The following is a 20,799-nucleotide window of genomic DNA, read 5'->3' as shown; positions in this document are numbered from 1 at the left end:
AAGAACATGCAGGCTATTCAACTCTGTTCATCAGATAAATATCATTTAAAACAACGCAATAAGATAGAAACGTTATTCAGCTTATTGAAAGGACAATACAATTTAGTGACGAGTAAAGCACGTAGTATTCATGGATTTCTTAGCGGAATTTATGCATCGTTATGTGCATATCAATTAACTCATCGGAATAAGCCAACAATTCAAGTTATGGAATCATTAGCTTAAGCAGGATTCGGGTTGAATATAAGATTAAACTGAATATAAAACTGTGATTTGCAGGTGTTTGGACTCGGGAGTTTCCTTCGGGAAACTTTCAGGCTAATATGATCTTTATAAATTTCTGGTATTTAGCTGAACATGCAACTCAATAAATTTACCGACTATGCCTTGCGTATACTTATGTACGTTTCACGCCCAAGTGAAATGCCGTATACCATCGCAGAAATCGCACGGGATTTGCATGTTTCTCAAAATCATTTGGTCAAAATTGTACATTTCATGGCTAAACAAGAGTGGATCATTACCACGCGCGGCAAAGGCGGTGGACTTCGTTTAAATCCCAAAGCGCTCGATCTGACATTGGGTAAAATCGTACGGATCTTACAAGGTGATCATCAGATTGTAGAATGCAATACTCCGCCTTGTGTATTACGCTCGCACTGCGGCTTAAAAGGAATTTTAGATGATGCACTGGAAAGCTTTTATCAAACACTCGATCAATACACTTTAGCCGATGTTTTGGCTGCTCCGCCTTCTACCTCCAGTCATTCAGCCATCGCTTTTATCTCGATCTCCTGATCATTTTGATCCAAATGCTGTTAAAATTCGCGTGAAAGGCTCGCATCCTTTATAATGCGTTTTAAATATATTTTGATTGTAAAAGTTAAGCTCTATGCATCGCTATGCGAAATCCAAAGACACCAAAGCCAAACTCGCACCTAAACAAAAAATTAGTTATGAGAAAAAAGCTGATCCTGCAATTACTGAATACTCAGTAAAGGCACTCAATTGGCTACGCAAAGCTGAATTTTTAATGAGTGCGCCCAAACTGGCACTTTGTGTAGAAGATACAGGTTATGAAATTGCCTTTGCAGGACGTTCCAATGCAGGCAAGTCCAGTGCCATTAATACCTTAACCAATCAAAAACAACTGGCACGTGCGTCTAAAAAGCCAGGACGTACCCAGATGATTAACTTTTTTAGTCTAGGGAATCCTGATCAGCGTCTGGTGGATTTGCCAGGTTATGGTTATGCTGCTGTCCCTGAAGATATGAAACAGGTTTGGCAGAAAGAACTTGAAAACTATCTGATTCATCGTCAAAGCTTACAGGGTTTAGTGCTATTGATGGATATTCGTCATCCACTCCAGCATTTCGATACCATGATGCTGGAATGGGCGCATTCACGTAAATTGTTTGTGCATATTTTACTGACCAAAGCGGATAAAATGAATCGTGGTCCCGCTCATCAAGCCCTACTCGAAGTTAAACAAAATCTAAAAAAGATGAAGCTGAATTTTTCAATTCAACTATTTTCATCACTCAATAAACAAGGACTTGAAGAGCTTGCCAGTGTGATGGCAGGTCGCTTAAATTATACGCTAGAACAAGAACCTGAATTTGATTTAAGTCAAATTCCAGAAGCGACAATTGATGATGAAGATGAAGCAGATTTAGTATTAAAAGAAGAATAAACTACCGCTTTTCTGATCATTTCATCACGTAATGACAATTGAATGTCCCGTATTGCAAAGCAAAATACAGGGGCATTTTTTATACTCAAAAAAACCAGCAAAAGTTCGATAAGAACAAATAAAGGTAAGGACATGAGTATTTTTTCATTTTTTAAACACAAGCTTCCAGGATCTTCGATTCACTATCGCATTCAACCACGAAAGGTAAAATTCGACTGGAAAGAAACTCCAGTGGACTGGATTCCCAATCAACCTTTTGCCAGTTATTTCATCAATGAAATTAATAATATCTTACCTGCGGGTGAGTTCTGGTTCTGTCGTCTTTATAATAAAGTCTTGCCGCAAATTACCGATGAAAAACTCAAACAAGATGTCCAGGCTTTTATTCGGCAAGAAGCCATGCATGCCAATGCGCATACCTCTGCCAATAAAGAATATTTGTCGGCACGTAATATCGATATCCAGCGTAATCTGGATATCATGAACTTTTTATTTAGCAAGTTATTGGCTGATAAACCTCTAGACTATGAAGTGCCTAAAGCGTTACAACATCAGTGGGATTTATTTCGTTTAGGTGTGATTGCCACAGTAGAACACATGACGTGTGTATTGGGTAAATACGCGCTTTACAACAAAAAATGGGAAGAACTCGGCGCTGACCCTGAAATGGTCGATTTAGTCAAATGGCATGGCGCAGAAGAAATTGAACATCGGACAGTTGCATTTGATTTATATCGTCATTTAGGTGGTGGTTATATTGCCCGTTATTATTTAAGTGTCGCGGTAATTGCGGGGGTATTAGGTTTATGGGTCGATGGTGCCGCACATATCATGAAACAAGACCCACGTTTCGCAGATAAAAATCCAAGTCTGTGGCATCCTTGGATCTGGTTAGAATGGCTTAAACAAGGGCGCAAGGATAACCAAGTGCTTCCTAGCCCAATCTGGTTGGTTGCACAACAGATCGATTATTTAATGCCATGGTACGATCCAGTCAAAGAAGGAAGTACCGAAGATGCTGTCCAATATTTAGACCAATCTCCAGCAGCGAAACGAGCGTTATTAACTGCTGCTTGAGTGAAGCTACTTGAGTGAAATAAGCGGTAAAAAGCAGAAGTTCTCTTCTGCTTTTTATCATTCTCGCGATGCAATGTCTTGCAATCGAGCATCTTAATCGCACTGCATTTTAAGATGATTCAATGGAATCTGATTTGGCATAACGATCTACCACGACGCTAATCATCATATCTCCCTGCACATTGACCACAGTTCGTACCGTATCTAAAATTCGATCGATTGGCAGTAAAATCGCAATCGCTTCGGCAGGAAGCCCAACAGACTGTAGCACCATGATCATGGTGACCATTCCTGCACTAGGAATTCCGGGCGCACCCAATGATGCAATCATGGCAGTTAAACAAACAATCAATTGCTGAGTCAGGGTTAAATCCATTCCCACCAAATTGGCAATAAATAATGCGGCAGCGGCTTCATAGAGCGCGGTACCGTCCATATTTAACTGCGTTCCTAAAGGGATAACAAAACCTGCTGTTTGTGGGCGAACCTTGAGATTTTCTTGGGCGCACTTCATGCTCAATGGCATCGTGGCTGAACTGGAACTGGTGGCAAAAGCAGTAATGAGGGCTAAGCGTGTACCTTTAAAAAAAGTGATTGGATTCATTTTCCCAAAAATCCACAGTAATAAAGGCAACACCACTGCACCATGAAAAATCGTCGTTCCTGTTACGACTAAGGCGAACTCAGCCAGACTGTTCAGGATTTTGACATCTTCCGTTGCAACCAGTTTAGCGAGTAAGGCTAAAATTCCTAATGGAGCCAATTTCATGACCCAGCCGACCAACATCATCATGATGTCAAAAAACTGTAAGCTTAGAACCCGTACAGACTGAAAACGATCTCCGCCTTTAATTAAAGCCGCCCCGATGAACAAAGCGAACACCACGACTGCCAGAACATTGCCATCGCTAAAAGCTTTAAAGGGATTAATTAGCGTATTTTGAATAAAATTCGTAAAAAAGGTGGATGGCGATAATGTATCTGGAGATTGATGATTACTCATGGCTTCACTAAAAATTCCGATATCCATGCCCTTGCCCACTCCAAATAAATGGGCACAGCCAATACCGAGAATTAAAGCCAATGTAGTCGTAGTTAAACAACATAATGCTGTGATTTTCCAGACTCGACCAAACTGCCCACTGGCTTGCAAATTTGAAACTCCCACCACTATTGAGGAAAAAATCAGTGGGATTAAAAGCATTTTCAACAGCCCGATAAATATGCTACTGATAATACCGAGTCCATAGAGACTATGTTGAAAAAAAGCGGTGTCTGGATATAGATTTAATAAAAACCCAAATGCGATACCGATGATTGCAGCAACTAAAATCTGTGTATTTAAGCTCATACCATTTGAAATAGAATGTCATTGTTTTGGATTACTATGACACGCAAGATGTTTAGAATCGAATAATTTTTTAGCATATCTGACAATTTAAAAATAAAAAGCCGCATCCATGCAGCTTTAGTGAAACATTTGATGTGGTTTTATTGGTTATTGGCTATTTCACGCAGGCGTATAAGCCCCTCTTGTGTGGTACTACAGACCAGTTGTCCATTTTGCCACATGCGTCCAAAATTTAATCCGCGTGAATTTGCAGTGACGGTGGCTTCCATGTCATACAGCATCCATTCATCCGCACGGACTGGACGATGAAAATAAATGGCATGATCGATACTGGCACATTGCAAACTCGGTGAAATATAGCTTAAACCATGCGGTTTTAAGGAAGTCGTCATTAAGCTGAAATCAGAATAAAATGCAACGATCGCTTGATGTAAAGACTGCTCATCCAACTCGTGAGGAATAGAGTCATGGGTTCGGATATAGTGTGCGTTAATCGGTGCTTGTGGTTGAGGTTGAAATGGATTGACTGGATCAATCGGGCGAATTTCAACATGTCGATCACGCATAAAACTGGCACGCACATTTTCAGGCAGGAAATTAACTAATCCTTCTTTGAGTTCATTTTCTGATTTGAGGTCTTCTGGCGCTGGATAGTTAGGTTCTTCTGGTTGATAATTCAAACCTTCTTCAAGATAAGCAAACGATATCATTGCCGAAAAGATGGTACGACCATGCTGAATAGCGCGAACTTGGCGACTGGAAAAGCTTCGACCATCGCGTAAAGGATCGACTTCATAAATAATCGGTGCATTGACATCACCGCCATAGAGAAAATAAGCATGTAGCGAATGTGCAGGACGATCTGTGGTATAGGACGCAGCACGTAACGCTTGTCCCAGAACTTGTCCACCAAATACACGTTTTCCGACCAGATTACGGCTTTGTCCACGGTATAAATGATCTTCAAGCTTTTCAAGAGATAAAAGCTCGACAAGTTCCTGGGTTAATGCATTCATAAGATACCTTTAAAGTGTCGGCAATTTAAAAACAAGACAACTGTAAACTATAAAACATATATACGGTATTTTTCCACAAATTCAGAGTATAACCATCAAGATTAGTTGACTGTCATGTCACACTTTAGCATTGTTATTCGTATTAAAAATACGTTTTTTAACGATAAACACTAGCGCAATCCATATGATTTATCAGAAAATAGCCCATTGTTTTTCACATCAATTCACTAAGGCAGTTTTCGTTCTTTAGGACGGAGTATTGTTGTTTGAGTAGGAGTTCTTATGGCCAAGAGTGGCTTGGGTCAGATGTATCGACGCCTGTCGAGTAAGTTACTTGACCTCGTGGTAACACCGCATGTTCTTGGGGAAGTCCCTTCTGAATCTACCGATCAGCAGACTTCAGAACATCCTGCACAGAAAAAAGTCGTCTGCTATGTATTACAAAATTACTCTCGCAGCAATGCTTTAGTTCTTGATGGTGAAACACGTCGCTTGCATTTAAAGCCTGCACTAGATCCACTGGTGATGGATGATCACAAAGAAAAAGCATCGGTTTTATTTTTACAGCATCACGATGAAAAGAATTTACTCAATCCACCACCGCATGCCTTTCCTCCGCGATTACTGCGTTTAATTGAGTTTTTAGACAAGCATCCTGACTACGATATTGAACTGGTTCCTGTCACGGTGCTATGGGGACGCTCTCCTGATAAAGAGGATTCATGGTTTAAGTTGTTATTTACCGATACATGGGCAACCCCAGGTAAAGTCAAACAATTGATGAATATCGGTCTGCATGGTCGTCAAACTTATGTTGAGTTTCATGAACCGCAGTCGTTACGCCAACTGGTCAACTATGCCAGTGCGCATTATCCGAATCTGTCTCCTGCCACGTATATCGTGAGCACTCTGAATGACTATTTAGATAGTCAGCGTGAAGTGGTTCTGGGGCCTGACTTGTCTGACCGCCGTAATGTGATGGAATCCCTGATCAAATCACGTGATGTGCAGGATGCGATTCGTCGGGAAAGTATTCGCGGTAAAGTCAGCATGCTTGAAGCTGAACGCCGTGCGATTGGCTATTTAAATGAAATTGTCTCAGATTATTCATATTCAGCCATCCGTTTTGCTGATATGGCCCTGACTCGATTATGGACACAACTTTATGATGGTGTCGAAGTTCATAACTTTAGTACCGTACGTGAACTGGCCAAAGACTACGAAATTATCTACACACCATGTCACCGCAGTCATATCGATTATTTATTATTGTCTTATGTGATTTATCGTCGTGGTTTAATGGTGCCGTATATTGCAGCGGGAGATAATCTAAATCTGCCATTTGTCGGTCAGCTTTTACGTGGCGGCGGTGCATTTTTTATTCGACGCTCCTTCCGTGGCAATGCACTTTATACGTCTGTATTTAAAGAATACCTATATAGTATTTTGTCGCGTAATACCCCGCTTGAATATTTTATTGAAGGGGGTCGCTCGCGTACTGGTCGCTTACTTCCGCCCAAAACAGGCATGCTGGCCATGACCATACACAGTCATTTAAGGGGTCGTGCCAAGCCGATTGTTTTTGTTCCAACATATATTGGTTATGAACGCTTAATGGAAGGTTCAACCTATGTAGGAGAAATGCAAGGCAAACCCAAAGAAGCAGAATCCATCTTCGGGATTATTCAAACTTTACGCAAAATTGAACGTATTTTTGGCAAGGTCCACGTTAACTTCGGTGAACCTGTGTTTCTGGACGATTTGCTAAAAGCACATGGTGCAGATCAGATCAAAATTGAGAAAAACGATGATCCGATTCCACCACAAGTTTCAGAGGTCATTAACAGTTCAGCACATGCGATTGTTGAAAATATTAACCGCGCTGTAGTGATCAATCCTGTTTCGTTGCTTTCTTTAATTTTATTGGCAACCCCTAAACACACATTGGACGAAGAGTTGTGTATTAAACAACTCGATGCTTATCGTAATCTTGTTACCACACTTCCTTATGATGAGCGCACACAAGTTACACCGCTGTCTGGTAAAGAAATTATTGCTTACGGCTTGAAACTGAAATTGATTAAACGTGTTCAGCATGTATTAGGCGACATTATTGCAATCGAAGATTATCAAGCGGTGTTGTTGACCTACTTCCGCAATAATATTTTACATGCTTTTGTGCTGCCCTCTTTAATTGCAGCGCTAGTTGAACACAATGGTAGAATTAGCCAGAAAAATCTGATCAATGTCATTAAAACACTCTATCCGTTTTTACAGGCAGAGTTATTCCTGAAATGGAAACCTGAGCAACTTGAACAACAAATTAGTCAATATGCCGATGCTCTGGTCAATGCCAAACTGATTGAACGCGACAGTGAAGGCGACTTGATTAGTCCTGCACCAAATTCAGAAGATCATAATCAATTGGTGATCTTAGCAGCTCCAGTCAAACAAAGTCTGGAACGTTACTACATGACCTTGGCATTAATTGCACAACGTGGTTCTGGAAATATTTCGGTGAAACAAGTCGAGGACTTGAGTCATTTGCTAGGGCAACGCCTGTCGGTTCTCTATGAATTCAACTCACCTGAATTTTTTGATAAATCATTGTTCCAGAGCTTTATCAAAGTTCTGACCCAGCAAGGATATATCTGCACCAATGAACAAGGGGCAATCGCGTTTGAACGCAACTTTAGCAATATGGCGGAAGGTGCCAAATTGGTACTGGATGAAGCAACCTTACAAATGTTGCAACATATCACCACCTTTAATGACGATGAGCTTAAAGCTGCACTGGATGCAGTCGCTTCACAACAAGCAAAACGTCGTTCAAAACGTAAAAAAGCTTAAATGATCCTGTCATCTAAAATTTGATCTCAACATGGCAACTTCGGTTGCCATATTTGATTTACCAGATCTGACACTCAAAATATTGCGGTTCATCTTTACAGCGTAATTTTTTGATCAGTTTGACAAAGCGCGGATCGTAAAAAAAGTTCTGGGAATATTGATTGCGTACTTTAGCAATAACCACATTATAAGCTTGTTTCTCAGTGGCAGAGACATCCATCCAATAATACGCGGGTAATCGATTTTCCCAGCGTATCACTTGTCCCACCAATACCCTTGCCTGTCCTGCAAACCAATGCCGCATATTCACACCAAAATCTGATGGGTATTCAGCAGCGCGAATTACAATATTTAAGCCCGCATAAACCACTGGAAAATTGATGACTCGGGTCGATTCACCAAACTCTTTTCTCAGATTATAAGCAAGTAAAGCATAAACAGGGACTGGTAAAATATCCACTTGATTATTTTTAAAGGCCTTGATTGCATTATCAAAACTCAAGGCAACAGGCTGTGCACGTACACTACGCACCAAAGCCGTTTGGGGCGGGACTTCAGCCAAAACACCAATCCGTTTATTTTTTAGGTCTGTCACTTTATAAAGCGTTGGCGTTTTGAGCATCATATAGGTCATTCCCACAGGAATAAACCCGACCACCTCATACTCTCCTTGTTGCATGACAGAACGTAATGCAGGTTGGTTCAACAACTGAATAAAATGCTGCGCGGTTATATTATTTGTGATAAATCCCACACCAGCCGTACTTCCCATAAATGCATTATAGTTTCGAGTATTAAAGTTAGTTGCGACCAGACCTGAACATTTTTTCTGATTAAATTGTGCAATAGCCTCTGTTTCATGCTGATAAATTTTAAGTTGCAAATTGACCTGATCACGCTGTGCATAAAGCACAATCTCTTTTAAACGCCGGGTAATATCCCCTTGCGTACCGACTGGATCATATACACACCATGTCTTTTCAACCGCTGCCACCTGTTGCACTACGATGAGCAGAAGCAAGCTTCCAAATGCCTGTTTAAACATCTTCCACCAATCTTGTATTTATCGGTTTAATTTAATTGTAGATGTTGCCGCATTCTTGAGTTTAATTAAATTATTGGCTTTGCCTATGTTGTTGCAGGCAGATTGTATAGTCATTAAAGCAAACTGGATGCTGTAATTGAAATCCCGTTTTGAGCATCCGTGTTGCATATAAGCGTTTTCCTGAAATTTCCTGACTGCTCAATTGTAGCTTTGGCAAATCGAGTTGTTGCTGGAACCACAAGATAATTTCATGTAAAGCTAAAGGGTGGTTATTGGTCACGATATAAGACGAATCAACATTTTTTAATGTCGATAAATACGCTAAAAATCTTGCCAGATCATCAATATGAATGCGGTTGCTATAATGAATCTTTGGGTAACTAATGGTGTTTTCAGCCATTTTTATTAAACGCGCAACCGATTGACCATAGATCCCAGAAGGGCGAATTATCACGGTCTGTTTCGGATATGCTGCCCGCCATTTTAATTCCATGTCACGCAAGATTTGTCCTTGCTCATCTACAGGTTGAATGGGCGATTCATCATCGACTTGCTCGCCCTGCTGTTCGCCATAAACCCGTGTTGATGACAGCACCATAATCCTTTGTACAGGATGCGATTTTAATGCATAAACGATTGGTTCAACTGAATCCAGATAGGTGTGACGATAGGCCTCTACACTACTTTCTGAAGGCGCCAAAGCCACATAGACCAAATCAATTGGTGCAAGATTGTCCAGATTAAGGTCATGCACATCTTGAATGAGGTGATTCGCGTACACATCTGTTTTCGGGCTACGGCTAATTGTGGTAATTTGATGTCGCTGTTGATTCGAGTTCTGTTCAAATAGAGATTGGGCAACGCGTTGAGATGTTTTACCATAACCAATAAATAAAATATGCATGCATGATCCTGATGTAAAGGGTCCTGACTTGGAGAGATATGACTTCAGTCCAGCAGTTACAGGGTGTCGGTGGTGCTGCCGCTGCACTTTTGGAAAAACTTAATATTTTCACCACCGATGATCTTCTGTTTCACCTGCCGCGTGACTATGAAGATCGTAGCACGGTCATTCCCATGAACCAACTGGTGGTGGGACGCAGCTATTTGCTTGAAGGTGAAGTCAAAGCTCTGGACTTTCCACCTGGAAAACGTAAATCGCTGGCCGCTTTACTGCAAGATGACTCAGGTAAAGTTACCTTACGCTTTTATCATATTTATAAAAATCTGACTGATAAGTTAAAAGCAGGTCATCGTTTACGTGTTTTTGGAGAAGTTAGAGTCGGCGCGCGCGGTTTGGAGATGTATCATCCTGAAATACAACTGGTCACTGATCATAGCGCTTTACCTAAAACTCAGCTCACTGCAATTTATCCCAGTACAGAAGGACTGACTCAGCCCAAACTACGTGAATATGTCAAACAGGCACTCAGACAATACAGCGATCATTTACCAGAATTATTGCCTGAACAATACACCAATGGTTATGCGCTGAAACAAGCTTTACAATATATCCATGAACCCCCTGTCGATGCCAATATGCAGCAATTGGCACAAGGTTCACATCCCGCACAGCAACGACTGATTTTTGAAGAACTGGTCGCACATCAGGTCAGTTTACTCACTCGACGTGCCTATATTCGACAAATTGCTTCTCCCATTTTTAGCCCAAGCAAGACACTTGCCAAAGCCTTACTCGCCCAATTACCCTTTGAAATGACACAGGCCCAAAAACGAGTGTCCAAAGAAATTGTCACCGATCTCAAGCAAAACAAACCAATGCTACGCTTGGTACAAGGTGATGTCGGCGCAGGCAAAACCTTGGTTGCCGCTGTCGCTGCTTGTCATACATTAGAAGCAGGATGGCAAGTTGCGCTAATGGCACCGACTGAAATTTTGGCCGAGCAACATTATCTAAATTTTAAACGCTGGTTTGAACCACTAGGAATACAAGTCGCGTGGCTGTCTGGAAAACAAAAAGGGAAGGCTCGTACACAGGCTGAACTAACTATTAAAACTGGCGAAGCACAATTGGTAGTGGGTACTCATGCGTTATTTCAGGATACTGTTGAATTCGCCAAATTAGGTTTGGTGATTATTGATGAACAACATCGATTTGGGGTCGATCAACGTTTGGCACTTCGTAATAAAGGGAATGATCAACTTACGCCACATCAGTTGGTGATGACAGCCACCCCGATTCCCCGTACATTGGCAATGAGTGCCTATGGTGATCTGGATACCTCCATCATTGATGAACTCCCGCCGGGACGTACCCCAATTCAAACCGTCACTATTCCACTCGATCGGCGCGAACACGTGCTGCAACGAATCGCCAGTAATTGCCGTGAGGGCAAACAGGCTTACTGGGTGTGTACACTGGTCGAACAGTCGGAAACCCTAGATGCTCAAGCCGCCGAAGCCACCTATCAGGAAATGAAAGAACGCTTTCCCGAACTGAATATCGGACTGGTTCACGGCAAAATGAAAGCTGATGAAAAACAAAGTGTCATGCAAGCCTTTAAGGACAATCAGTTGCAATTATTGATTGCGACGACCGTGATTGAAGTTGGCGTAGATGTTCCCAATGCCTCGATTATGATCATTGAAAATGCCGAGCGTTTAGGTCTTTCCCAGCTTCATCAATTACGTGGTCGGGTTGGACGCGGTGCAACCGCCAGTTTTTGTGCCTTACTCTATAAAACACCTTTATCGCAAAATGGACATGAACGATTATCCATTTTAAGAGAAAGTAACGATGGTTTTGTGATTGCGGAAAAAGATCTGGAAATCCGCGGTCCTGGAGAATTATTAGGAACCAAACAAACAGGTGATATGGGCTTTCGCGTGGCACGTCTGGAGCGTGATGATCATTTGCTGACACAGGCACATTATGTTGCCGAGCAAGTTTTAAAAAACTATCCAAAACAAGCCGATGCATTACTTAAACGTTGGCTACCCGAGGCACCTCGCTATGCCTATGTTTGATGATATTAAAGCCTCCATGCAACAGCTTGGGCAAAAACTTTTACCCTGCCGTCTGTGTGAATCCAGTCCGCGTTTAACGCATTATCTGCTGTGTAAAAGTTGCTGGCAGCAATTGCCTTGGCTCAAGCAAACCATCCATCGGCATGAATTACAGATCATGGCGGCCTGTTACTATAATTATCCGATCGATCGTATTTTACAGCAGTTTAAATACGAGCAAAAATTACATCACCAGCCCTTACTCGATCAACTCCTTGCCCAGATGAAATATCCTAAAGTTCAGGCGATTGTCCCTATGCCGATCTCAGACGCACGTTTGATCGAACGCGGTTACAATCAATCTTTGCTCTTGGCACAACAACTGGCAAAGAAACTCAATCTTCCCGTCTGGCAACCGATTCATCGACTTGAACAACATTCTCAAAAAGGACTGAATCGAATAGAGCGGATTCAAGGCATAGAACAGCAGTTTGTGCTGTTAGAGAAACCCAAAATTCGCTACCGAAAAGTCTTGATCATTGATGATGTCGTCACGACTGGCAGCTCAATTTATGCCTTGCATCAAGCGTTACAACAATTAGGATGCCAGCAGATTTACACATATTGTATTGCAGCAGCAAATCAAAACGCCAAAACTTCAAAATCGCTAAATCTTTAAATACTTTCGACACCAAGGCATCACCACTTCACGTGTTAATGGTGCAAGTGCTGTAACTTGATCATCTAGCGTAACCCATTTCATTTCGGCAATCTCGGCTGCAATCTGCGGCGTCTGCTTTAATTGCGCCAAGTAAACATAACTTACCAATTGATGATCGGGCTCATTGGCCGTTGCTGTTTCAAAACATCCAATAAACTGATCAATCTGAATATCACAGCCAATTTCCTCTTTAATTTCTCTTGCAATCGCGTGTTCAGGCGGCTCATTTGCCTCTAACTTACCGCCCACCTGCATAAATACATGAGTATTTTTCTTACGCACAACCAAGAGCTCACCTGCCTCATTTAAGATAATCGCCGCGGCAACGGTAATTCTCTTGGCTGTGTTTTTTTTCACATCAACTTTTTCCACAGCGCTGTCTCAATGTTAAGGATGAACTTGCGTTTGTGCACCCCACTTCGGCGCGGCAGGTTGATAATGCTCAAAGGCATTTAAAATCACATCAATCTGATCTGATGCAATTAACTTCTCGACAAAACGTGACTGAGTAAAGCCTCGCTCTACAGTTCCTTGAATCATTTTGAGTAAATCATCATAAAAACCCTGAATATTTAAAAAAGCACAGGGTTTTTGATGAATGCCCAACTGTGACCACGTCCATTGTTCAAAAATTTCTTCCAGTGTGCCTGCTCCGCCTGGCAAAGCAATAAAACCATCCGAAAGTTCAGCCATTTTGGTTTTACGCTCGTGCATATTTTTTACGATATGCAATTCAGTTAGATTGGGATGGGCCAATTCACGATCAACCAAAGCGGTAGGAATGACTCCAATCACACGGCCGCCTGCCTGCAAGGCACTATCTGCAACCACTCCCATCAGTCCTGAACGACCACCGCCATACACCAGTGTTTTGCCCTGTCTGGCAATGGTTTCACCTGTCAACTGAGCGGCTTGTAAAAATAAAGGATCATTCCCAACGGCTGAACCACAAAAAATACAAATTGAATTCATAAAACTTTTAACCATGTTTTTAAGCTGTCATGCTTACAATATAAGCTTTAGCAAGATTTTTTCAGAAAAAATGACAACAATGAGTGTTTTTAAGTGAATCCTTGTCTAAAATACACCCATCAAATTTATCCATACTGCGCAAGGGAGAAAAGACATTATGCTTGAAGCCTTTTACGCCACAGAGCGCGGTAGCCTTGAAGATGCAACCATTAATGGTGGTTTTGATCTACATCAGGATCTGGTCTGGATCGATTTAATTGCACCCTCTCAAGAAGAGCAACAATGGGTCATTGATGCCTATGACCGAAATCTACCCACCCTCAAGTCACTTGAAGACATTTCATCCTCTGCCCGATTTTACCGCGATGATGATGGCATTTTACATATCAGTACCTATTTTTTAACGAAAAATAAAAATTATCAGGTCGATGGCGATAATGAAGACACCAGTCATATCTTAGCAACGGTGCAAACGGTCGCATTTATTTTACATAAAGATCGACTATTTACCATGCGTGGTGAAAAGCTGGTGGCGTTTCGTGCATTTCGTGCCCGTGCACGACGTAACGACTATGACATGGATTATAAAGATCCGACTTGGATCTTACTCGGTTTACTCGAAGCTAAACTGGATGAGCTTGCGGATATTCTCGAAGATATCCACAAGGACTTGGAAAAATATTCTACAGAAGTGCTGAATAACCATCATCGTGAAAAGATTTTAGATTTGGATGACATGATTACCCGTCTGGCACAACAAGAAGACGTACTGGGTAAAGCGCAACTGTGTCTGATTGATTTACGTCGTGTCCTGACCTTTTTATCTCGTCCACGTGCTTTGGGCAGTCATATTTATGATGCGGACATTCGCGAGTTGAGTGAAGATGTTCGCTCACTGGTCGAACATGATGCTTTTTTATTCCAAAAAGTTCGTTTCTTACTTGATACTACATCTGGGTTCATTAATACCGAGCAGAACGATACCATTCGTCGATTCTCGATTTTACCGAGTATGCTTGCGCCACCGATGTTGATTGCCAGTATTTATGGGATGAATACAACGGAGTTACCCTTTGCCCATGGTGCTTTGAGTTTTCTAATTGTTGCAGCAATTCTGATGGTTTCATTCGTCGGGCCAATGATGTACTTCCGCTGGAAGAAATGGGTTTAAAATTATCGATATAAAAAAAGCACCAAGATTCGGTGCTTTTTTTATTGAAATTTAATTAGCTGTGCAGCAGGGTTAAATCATCCTGTAAATGACAAGACTGGATAATTTTGAGCATTTTTTCTGGTACATCCTGAAAATGTAACCCTTGTGCATTTGGTGTTTTTCTTAGCCATTGCACCAAAACCGCCAATGCCAAAGTACTGCCATGCTGTAATTGGCTTAAATTCACCACCAAAGGAAAGTGTTGATGTTGTTGAATCAAACGCAGACCATCCTGATAAACCGTCTGCGCATTGTCAAAATCAATCTTTCCTGATAGCACCAAGTGCTGATCGACGATTTCAATCACAATAAACCTTCAATTATTTTTTGTTTACAGCCGCATCAGCATCTGGCTTAAAGTTGGCAATGGCTTTGTCCAAATTACCACCATTACGCTGTACCGTTGCAGCAAACTGGTTACGGAATTGCAAACCTAAATCAATACCAGACACATTGATATTACGAATTTTCCACTGACTGCCAGCATCGGTAAGCTGGAAAGAAACAGGAATCTTGTCGCCTTTGTTACTAAAATCAATCGTCACCACAGGGTTACGACTACCCGTTTCTTTATAAGGGCGTATGGTATAGCTTTGATTACTATATTTTGCAAACGCAGTACCATAGTTTTCAATCAAAGTTTCACGGAAATTCTTTTCAAACTGCGCACGTTGCGCCGCGGTACTGTTTTGATTGGTCGCATAAGTTCCCATCACAATGCGGGTAAAGGCTTGCGAATCAATATATGGATCAAGATTTTGACGTACAATTGCTTTTACAGCAGTCGGATTGTTTTGCAGCTTGGCATGATCTGCCTGTAAACGCGAAATAAAATTATCGGCAACACGTTTAATAAATGCTGGTGGCGCTTCTGCTGGCGCAGCAAATGCAGTACCCGCAAGAAGAGTGGATAATACACTTGCAGTAAGGGTTTGTTTGAACAACGTCTTCACAAGAATCGCTCCTTAAAATTACTCAGTAAAAGAAGGTTCGGCACTATTGGATGCAGCCGCCTGTGGCTGTGACGCCGAGTCTTCTGCCGAGCCACCCGATGATGATTTATTGGCACCACCAGTAATAAACTTACTAATCAGATCTTCAAGATCCATTGTACCTTGAGTATTGGTAATATTTTCACCACGTTTTAAATAGTTAAATCCACCACCTGGTACAATTTTAAGATACTTTTCACCTAATAAACCGTTGGTTGCTATCATTATATAAGCATCTTCATCGATATTAGTGATGGATTTCATGTTGGCAATCAGTTTCTGTTCCATTTCTTTTTGTTGCGCAGCATTCGCTTGCGTATAATCAGAACTGTAACGTAACTCATCCAAAGCATTTTGTTGAACTGCCTTGAGCTGTTCTGCATTGAATGAGGTCAATTTTCCATCCAGATCAAAATCAACAGTCGCCAAACGAGTTACAGGATCAAGCGTAATCGATTCAACCCGTCCGACAGTTACGCCACTCATGGTGACTTTAGCACGTGATTTAAGACCATTCACATTATCAAAACGCGCCGTCATGTGATAACTGTCATTTAAATTAGTTCCAACCAGACCACTGACTTTCATCGCCAAAAAGAACAAGGCCACGCCAAAGATAATGACAAAAATCCCTACGGCCAGCTCACTAGTACGTGATTTCATTAAACACCTCCGAACATGACCGCAGTCAACACAAAGTCAAAACCTAAAACACACAGCGATGAATACACCACTGTACGAGTGGTTGATGTCGCAATACCTTCTGAAGTCGGCTCACAGGCATAGCCCTGATAAACCGCAATCCATGTACAAATCAGAGCAAATACAATACTTTTAATCACGGTTCCATTAAAAATGTCATGCATAAACTGAATCGAGCTTTGCATGCCACTCCAAAATGAACCATCATCCGCGCCCAAAAAATCGACGCCGACGACTTTACCGCCAAAAATACCAATCGCAGCAAATATAATTGAGAGCATCGGTAAACTCACAATCCCAGCCCATAATCTAGGTGAAACCACACGTTTTAATGGATCGACTCCAATCATTTCCATACTGGAAAGTTGCTCTGTGGCTTTCATCAGACCAATTTCAGCAGTTAGCGCAGAGCCTGCACGCCCTGCAAATAATAACGCTGCTACAACAGGTGCAAGCTCACGCAATAAGGTCAGTGCAATTGCGGTGCCTAGCATGGCCTCACTACCAAAAGTCACCAAAATGTTATACATCTGCAAGCCAAGAACAGCCCCAATAAATAACCCAGATACAGCGATGATGAGTAAGGACATGACGCCAACACGGTACATTTGGTAGATAAATCGACCAAAACCACCCGCAGACGGCAAAGAAAAGATAATTTGTAGCAACATAACCGTTGCGTCACCAATTCCACGTACCCGCTCAATCACGAGTCGACCTAACCAGGCAATCGCATTCATGGATGTACCTCGTTACTTAAATATGCTTGATGGCTAAATTGATATTCAACGGGTCCTTCGGCAGAGCCTGTCAAAAACTGTTTTACAAAAGATGAAGCTGAAGCCTGTAATTGTTCAGGTGTCCCCTCACCCTGAATTTTACCTTCGGCAATCACATAAATATAATCTGAAATTTCAAGTGTTTCAGCAACATCATGAGACACAATTATCGTGGTTAGATCTAATGCTTCACGGAGTGAACGGATCAATCGCGTCAACACTCCTTTTACAATCGGATCCTGACCCGCAAAAGGTTCATCATACATGATCAAATCTGGATCAAGGGCAATGGCTCGTGCTAGAGCCACACGACGATTCATCCCGCCTGACAGTTCTGTTGGCATCAAGTGTTCTGCACCGCGCAAACCGACGGATTCTAATTTAAGTCCGACTAATTCAGCGATTAAATGTTCTGGTAAATGGGTATGCGCACGGATTGGAAATGCCACGTTTTCATAGACAGACATATCGGTAAAGAGTGCGCCACTTTGAAACAGCATACCCATACGTGCCCGTGCAGCAAATAACTCTTGACGAGACATGCTGGCAATATCCTTACCATCAAGCAGAACCTCACCACGATCTGGGGTTAATTGTCCCCCAATTAAACGTAATAGTGTTGTTTTTCCTGTGCCTGATGGTCCCATGATGCCTGTAATTTGTCCACGTCGAATGGTTAAATCAACATTGTCATAGATGACGCGCTCCCCTCGATTAAAACTCAGATTTTTCACTTCAATCAGTGGCTGAGCTGTCGAAAGTATCGAATTATTCATAGCAGTATATGTTCCTGCATATTTTAAGCTCATATAATATAGCACTGAACGTTTATGAAATTCTTGTTATTTAACAATGAAACGACCAATTACTTGATGAGCTGAATACTGTTATTTTGATGATCTTGCATTGCAAGTGCTTGCGGCGAAATATCATGGTGAACGTAGATACTATAAGAAAAATATAAAGCATTCCCAATTACTAGCGCTGCGCCAAGTTTGCGCAAATTGAAATGACGTAATCGGGACAAGAATTTTACATTAAGATCCTTTTTTTCTTTCATTTTTACAATAAAAACCTGATACAGTTCTCATATTATATATTTTTTGATAGTTTTATTACAAGAAAAAGCCGATGCATAAAAGCATCGGCTTTAAAATAACTTCAGAAATTAAATCTTAACGATCATTTTTACGTGAACGGTCACGACCAAAGTTTTCTTCGTTTACACCACGACGCGGACGGTCATCACCGAAACGTTTTGGACGGTCTTCACCACCAAAAGTACGTTTAGGACGATCTTCACCGCCAAAACTACGCTTTGGACGATCTTCACCAAATGAGCGTTGTGGACGGTCACCAAAACCACCTTCGCGACGTGCTGGACGATCACCAAAATCACGTTTTGGACGATCACCGAAACCACCCTCACGACGTGGTTTGTAATCTACGCGATTACCACGGTTGTCATCATTTGATTCGAAACGCGGTTTATCATTAAAACCACCTTCACGACGTGGACGGTCAGAATTGAACTCGCGACGCGGACGATCTTCACCACCGAAGCTACGTTTTGGACGGTCTTCAAAACCACCTTCACGACGTGGACGGTCAGAATTGAAYTCRCGACGCGGACGATCTTCACCACCGAAGCTACGTTTTGGACGGTCTTCAAAACCGCCTTCACGACGTGGACGATCAGAATTAAACTCGCGACGTGGACGATCTTCACCGCCGAATGCAGGACGTTCACCACGTGGTTTATCATCGAAGCTACGACGCGGACGATCATCACGACCACCTTCACGGCGTTTAAAGTTGCTTTCGCCTTCAAAACGACGACCGCCACCAAAACCACCGCGACCGCCTTCACGACCACCACCACCGTTACCACCGCGACCACGACCACCGCCATCACGACCTGAACGCGCAGGAGGTGGAGATGGCTCTAAGCCTTCGATTTCAGAAACGCTCAAACGCGCTTCTAAATAATCTTCAAGGGCACGAATTTTACCGCGCTCACGATAAGTTGCTAACGTAATCGCCTGACCTGTACGACCTGCACGACCTGTACGACCGATACGATGCACATAATCTTCGTGTTTCATTGGCAAGCCAAAGTTAATCACGTGAGAAATAGTCGGTACGTCTAAACCACGCGCAGCAACGTCAGTCGCAACCAAGATTTTAGCTTTACCTTCACGAATGCTACGCAAACGGCGGTTACGCACGGTTTGTGGCATCGCACCATGAAGTGCAACCACTGAATGACCTGCTTCAGCAAGTTCTTCAGCCAGCATGTCTGTGTCTTCTTGTGTACTTGCAAACACCACAGCCTGATCTAGATTTTCATCACTTAACCAGTGAGTCAGCAATTTTTTCTTATGCTCAAAGCCATCTGTCCAGTGTAAAGTCTGGGTAATGTCAGTATTGGTTGAATGGCCTGTCTCAATCGCAATACGCATTGGATCTTGCATCATGCATTCTGCAAGACGAATGATACGATCAGCAAATGTTGCAGAAAACATCAATGTTTGTTTACGGTTTGCAGCTAATTCGCTAATCGCTTCCAAATCTTCAGAGAAACCAAGATCAAGCATACGATCCGCTTCATCGACAATCAAAGCATCTACTTTATCTAATTTAATTTGACGACGATTGACCAAGTCCAACAAACGACCCGGAGTTGCAACAACAACTTGTGCGCCTTTTAATTGTTGAATTTGTTTTGCAAATGGCATACCACCCATAATCGCAGCGATACGAACACCTTTCATGTGACGTACAAATGCAATCGCATCTTGACTGACTTGTTGAGCCAATTCACGTGTTGGTGAAATCACTAAAATATTCGGTTGAGTTACTGCTTTCATGCGTTCTTTAAACGGAACAAAAGTGTCCTGACCAGCAAGCGCATGTAATGTTGGTAATAAAAATGCTGCTGTTTTACCAGAACCAGTTTGGCTTGATACTAAAAGGTCTTTACCTTCAATAGCAGCTGGAATCGCTTGTTCTTGCACAGGGGTTGGTGAAGTGAAACCAAGGTCCTGTAGTGCTTGTTGTAAAGATTCGTGTAGAGAGAAATCGGCAAAAGTTTTGCTCATAGAGAGTTTCACCCTGATGGGTGCTCCATTTTAATAAATACAAATATGGACATCGACAAAAGGCGGCACGGCATCTTAGGCTGAATAGTTTATATTCAACAGCAATCCGAATAACGACGATGTAGACTATACGCACGCATGATTACGGCCGGAACCTGAAGAATCGCTGAGCGATTTGGGCGCAATGAATGGTCCTCTCTATGGACGGCGTGCGCATACAATGAATAGAACAGAATGTTCAGGTAATGAACGGAAATTTAAGTGCGTGGCGAGAGTATAACAGAAAGTTTTTAAAAGTCACCTTTTTTAATAGGTTTTTA

General features: G+C 42.0%; 19 protein-coding genes and 1 pseudogene. 8 read left to right on the top strand and 12 right to left on the bottom strand.

Annotation, left to right across the window (positions count from 1 at the left end; genetic code table 11):
- The 4 genes and pseudogenes from JR005_RS14675 to JR005_RS06835 all read left to right on the top strand — a co-directional run.
- Positions 1-225: pseudogene (locus JR005_RS14675) on the top strand (IS982 family transposase); the annotation flags it as partial.
- Between the two features lie 132 nt (positions 226-357).
- The gene (locus tag JR005_RS06845; protein ID WP_004985317.1) at positions 358-798 is read left to right on the top strand and encodes an RrF2 family transcriptional regulator; all 441 of its coding nucleotides are present in this window, start codon (positions 358-360) and stop codon (positions 796-798) included.
- A gap of 94 nt (positions 799-892) precedes the next feature.
- Positions 893-1,693, top strand: coding sequence for a ribosome biogenesis GTP-binding protein YihA/YsxC (gene yihA, locus JR005_RS06840; protein WP_218665756.1), 801 nt, complete (start codon positions 893-895; stop codon positions 1,691-1,693).
- Positions 1,694-1,825: 132 nt separating this feature from the next.
- Positions 1,826-2,770, top strand: a complete 945-nt coding sequence (locus JR005_RS06835; RefSeq protein ID WP_004985313.1) for a metal-dependent hydrolase — start codon at positions 1,826-1,828, stop codon at positions 2,768-2,770.
- A gap of 109 nt (positions 2,771-2,879) precedes the next feature.
- On the opposite strand, the gene JR005_RS06830 is transcribed toward JR005_RS06835, so the two are convergent.
- Both JR005_RS06830 and JR005_RS06825 read right to left on the bottom strand, forming a co-directional pair.
- A complete protein-coding gene (locus JR005_RS06830) occupies positions 2,880-4,121 on the bottom strand; it encodes a dicarboxylate/amino acid:cation symporter (RefSeq protein WP_218665755.1) in 1,242 nt (413 codons plus the stop codon).
- Between the two features lie 140 nt (positions 4,122-4,261).
- On the bottom strand, positions 4,262-5,137 hold the full coding sequence (locus tag JR005_RS06825; RefSeq protein ID WP_044436511.1) for an acyl-CoA thioesterase: 876 nt from the start codon (positions 5,135-5,137) through the stop codon (positions 4,262-4,264).
- A 282-nt stretch (positions 5,138-5,419) separates the two neighbouring features.
- Between JR005_RS06825 and plsB the strand changes: the two genes are divergently transcribed.
- The gene (gene plsB, locus JR005_RS06820; protein WP_004985307.1) at positions 5,420-7,987 is read left to right on the top strand and encodes a glycerol-3-phosphate 1-O-acyltransferase PlsB; all 2,568 of its coding nucleotides are present in this window, start codon (positions 5,420-5,422) and stop codon (positions 7,985-7,987) included.
- A gap of 58 nt (positions 7,988-8,045) precedes the next feature.
- Here plsB and JR005_RS06815 read toward each other — a convergent pair whose 3' ends face one another.
- Both JR005_RS06815 and JR005_RS06810 read right to left on the bottom strand, forming a co-directional pair.
- Entirely contained in the window at positions 8,046-9,032 is a 987-nt protein-coding gene (locus tag JR005_RS06815; RefSeq protein ID WP_218665754.1) for a putative solute-binding protein, read from the bottom strand.
- Between the two features lie 70 nt (positions 9,033-9,102).
- Positions 9,103-9,936 (bottom strand): NAD-dependent epimerase/dehydratase family protein, encoded by an 834-nt coding sequence (locus tag JR005_RS06810; RefSeq protein ID WP_218665753.1) that lies wholly within the window; start codon positions 9,934-9,936, stop codon positions 9,103-9,105.
- A gap of 38 nt (positions 9,937-9,974) precedes the next feature.
- Here JR005_RS06810 and recG point away from each other — a divergent pair, with 38 nt between their 5' ends.
- Together recG and JR005_RS06800 are read left to right on the top strand one after the other, a co-directional pair.
- Positions 9,975-12,020, top strand: coding sequence for an ATP-dependent DNA helicase RecG (gene recG / locus JR005_RS06805; RefSeq protein WP_218665752.1), 2,046 nt, complete (start codon positions 9,975-9,977; stop codon positions 12,018-12,020).
- Positions 12,007-12,678: a ComF family protein gene (locus JR005_RS06800; protein WP_218665751.1), complete on the top strand. Its 672-nt coding sequence runs from the start codon at positions 12,007-12,009 to the stop codon at positions 12,676-12,678. The genes recG and JR005_RS06800 overlap by 14 nt, the downstream gene beginning before the upstream one ends.
- Here the strand turns inward: JR005_RS06800 and JR005_RS06795 are convergent.
- Together JR005_RS06795 and JR005_RS06790 are read right to left on the bottom strand one after the other, a co-directional pair.
- Positions 12,667-13,092, bottom strand: a complete 426-nt coding sequence (locus tag JR005_RS06795) for an NUDIX hydrolase (protein ID WP_218665750.1) — start codon at positions 13,090-13,092, stop codon at positions 12,667-12,669. The genes JR005_RS06800 and JR005_RS06795 overlap by 12 nt on opposite strands.
- A 15-nt stretch (positions 13,093-13,107) precedes the next feature.
- Positions 13,108-13,692 carry a TIGR00730 family Rossman fold protein gene (locus tag JR005_RS06790; RefSeq protein ID WP_010588689.1) on the bottom strand — a complete coding sequence of 195 codons (585 nt, stop codon included), beginning with the start codon at positions 13,690-13,692 and terminating at the stop codon, positions 13,108-13,110.
- Between the two features lie 157 nt (positions 13,693-13,849).
- Here JR005_RS06790 and JR005_RS06785 point away from each other — a divergent pair, with 157 nt between their 5' ends.
- A complete protein-coding gene (locus JR005_RS06785) occupies positions 13,850-14,863 on the top strand; it encodes a CorA family divalent cation transporter (protein WP_004985290.1) in 1,014 nt (337 codons plus the stop codon).
- A gap of 55 nt (positions 14,864-14,918) precedes the next feature.
- Here JR005_RS06785 and JR005_RS06780 read toward each other — a convergent pair whose 3' ends face one another.
- The 6 genes from JR005_RS06780 to JR005_RS06755 all read right to left on the bottom strand — a co-directional run bounded on the left by JR005_RS06780 (position 14,919) and on the right by JR005_RS06755 (position 20,479).
- Positions 14,919-15,212 carry an STAS domain-containing protein gene (locus JR005_RS06780; RefSeq protein WP_004985287.1) on the bottom strand — a complete coding sequence of 98 codons (294 nt, stop codon included), beginning with the start codon at positions 15,210-15,212 and terminating at the stop codon, positions 14,919-14,921.
- A gap of 13 nt (positions 15,213-15,225) precedes the next feature.
- The gene (locus JR005_RS06775; protein ID WP_034698920.1) at positions 15,226-15,858 is read right to left on the bottom strand and encodes an MlaC/ttg2D family ABC transporter substrate-binding protein; all 633 of its coding nucleotides are present in this window, start codon (positions 15,856-15,858) and stop codon (positions 15,226-15,228) included.
- Positions 15,859-15,876: 18 nt separating this feature from the next.
- A complete protein-coding gene (locus JR005_RS06770; RefSeq protein WP_004995153.1) occupies positions 15,877-16,560 on the bottom strand; it encodes an outer membrane lipid asymmetry maintenance protein MlaD in 684 nt (227 codons plus the stop codon).
- Positions 16,560-17,339, bottom strand: a complete 780-nt coding sequence (mlaE, locus tag JR005_RS06765) for a lipid asymmetry maintenance ABC transporter permease subunit MlaE (RefSeq protein ID WP_004985283.1) — start codon at positions 17,337-17,339, stop codon at positions 16,560-16,562. Before mlaE ends, JR005_RS06770 begins: the two co-directional genes overlap by 1 nt.
- Positions 17,336-18,154: an ABC transporter ATP-binding protein gene (locus tag JR005_RS06760; RefSeq protein WP_218665749.1), complete on the bottom strand. Its 819-nt coding sequence runs from the start codon at positions 18,152-18,154 to the stop codon at positions 17,336-17,338. Before JR005_RS06760 ends, mlaE begins: the two co-directional genes overlap by 4 nt.
- Positions 18,155-18,553: 399 nt before the next feature.
- Positions 18,554-20,479 carry a DEAD/DEAH box helicase gene (locus JR005_RS06755; protein WP_218665748.1) on the bottom strand — a complete coding sequence of 642 codons (1,926 nt, stop codon included), beginning with the start codon at positions 20,477-20,479 and terminating at the stop codon, positions 18,554-18,556.
- Positions 20,480-20,799: the final 320 nt, after the last annotated feature.

This window comes from Acinetobacter sp. Colony158, assembly GCF_019264745.1.
Taxonomy (GTDB): Bacteria; Pseudomonadota; Gammaproteobacteria; order Pseudomonadales; family Moraxellaceae; genus Acinetobacter; species Acinetobacter ursingii.
Note: the sequence above shows the minus strand (reverse complement) of the source record. Positions and strands in the feature narration are given on the sequence as shown.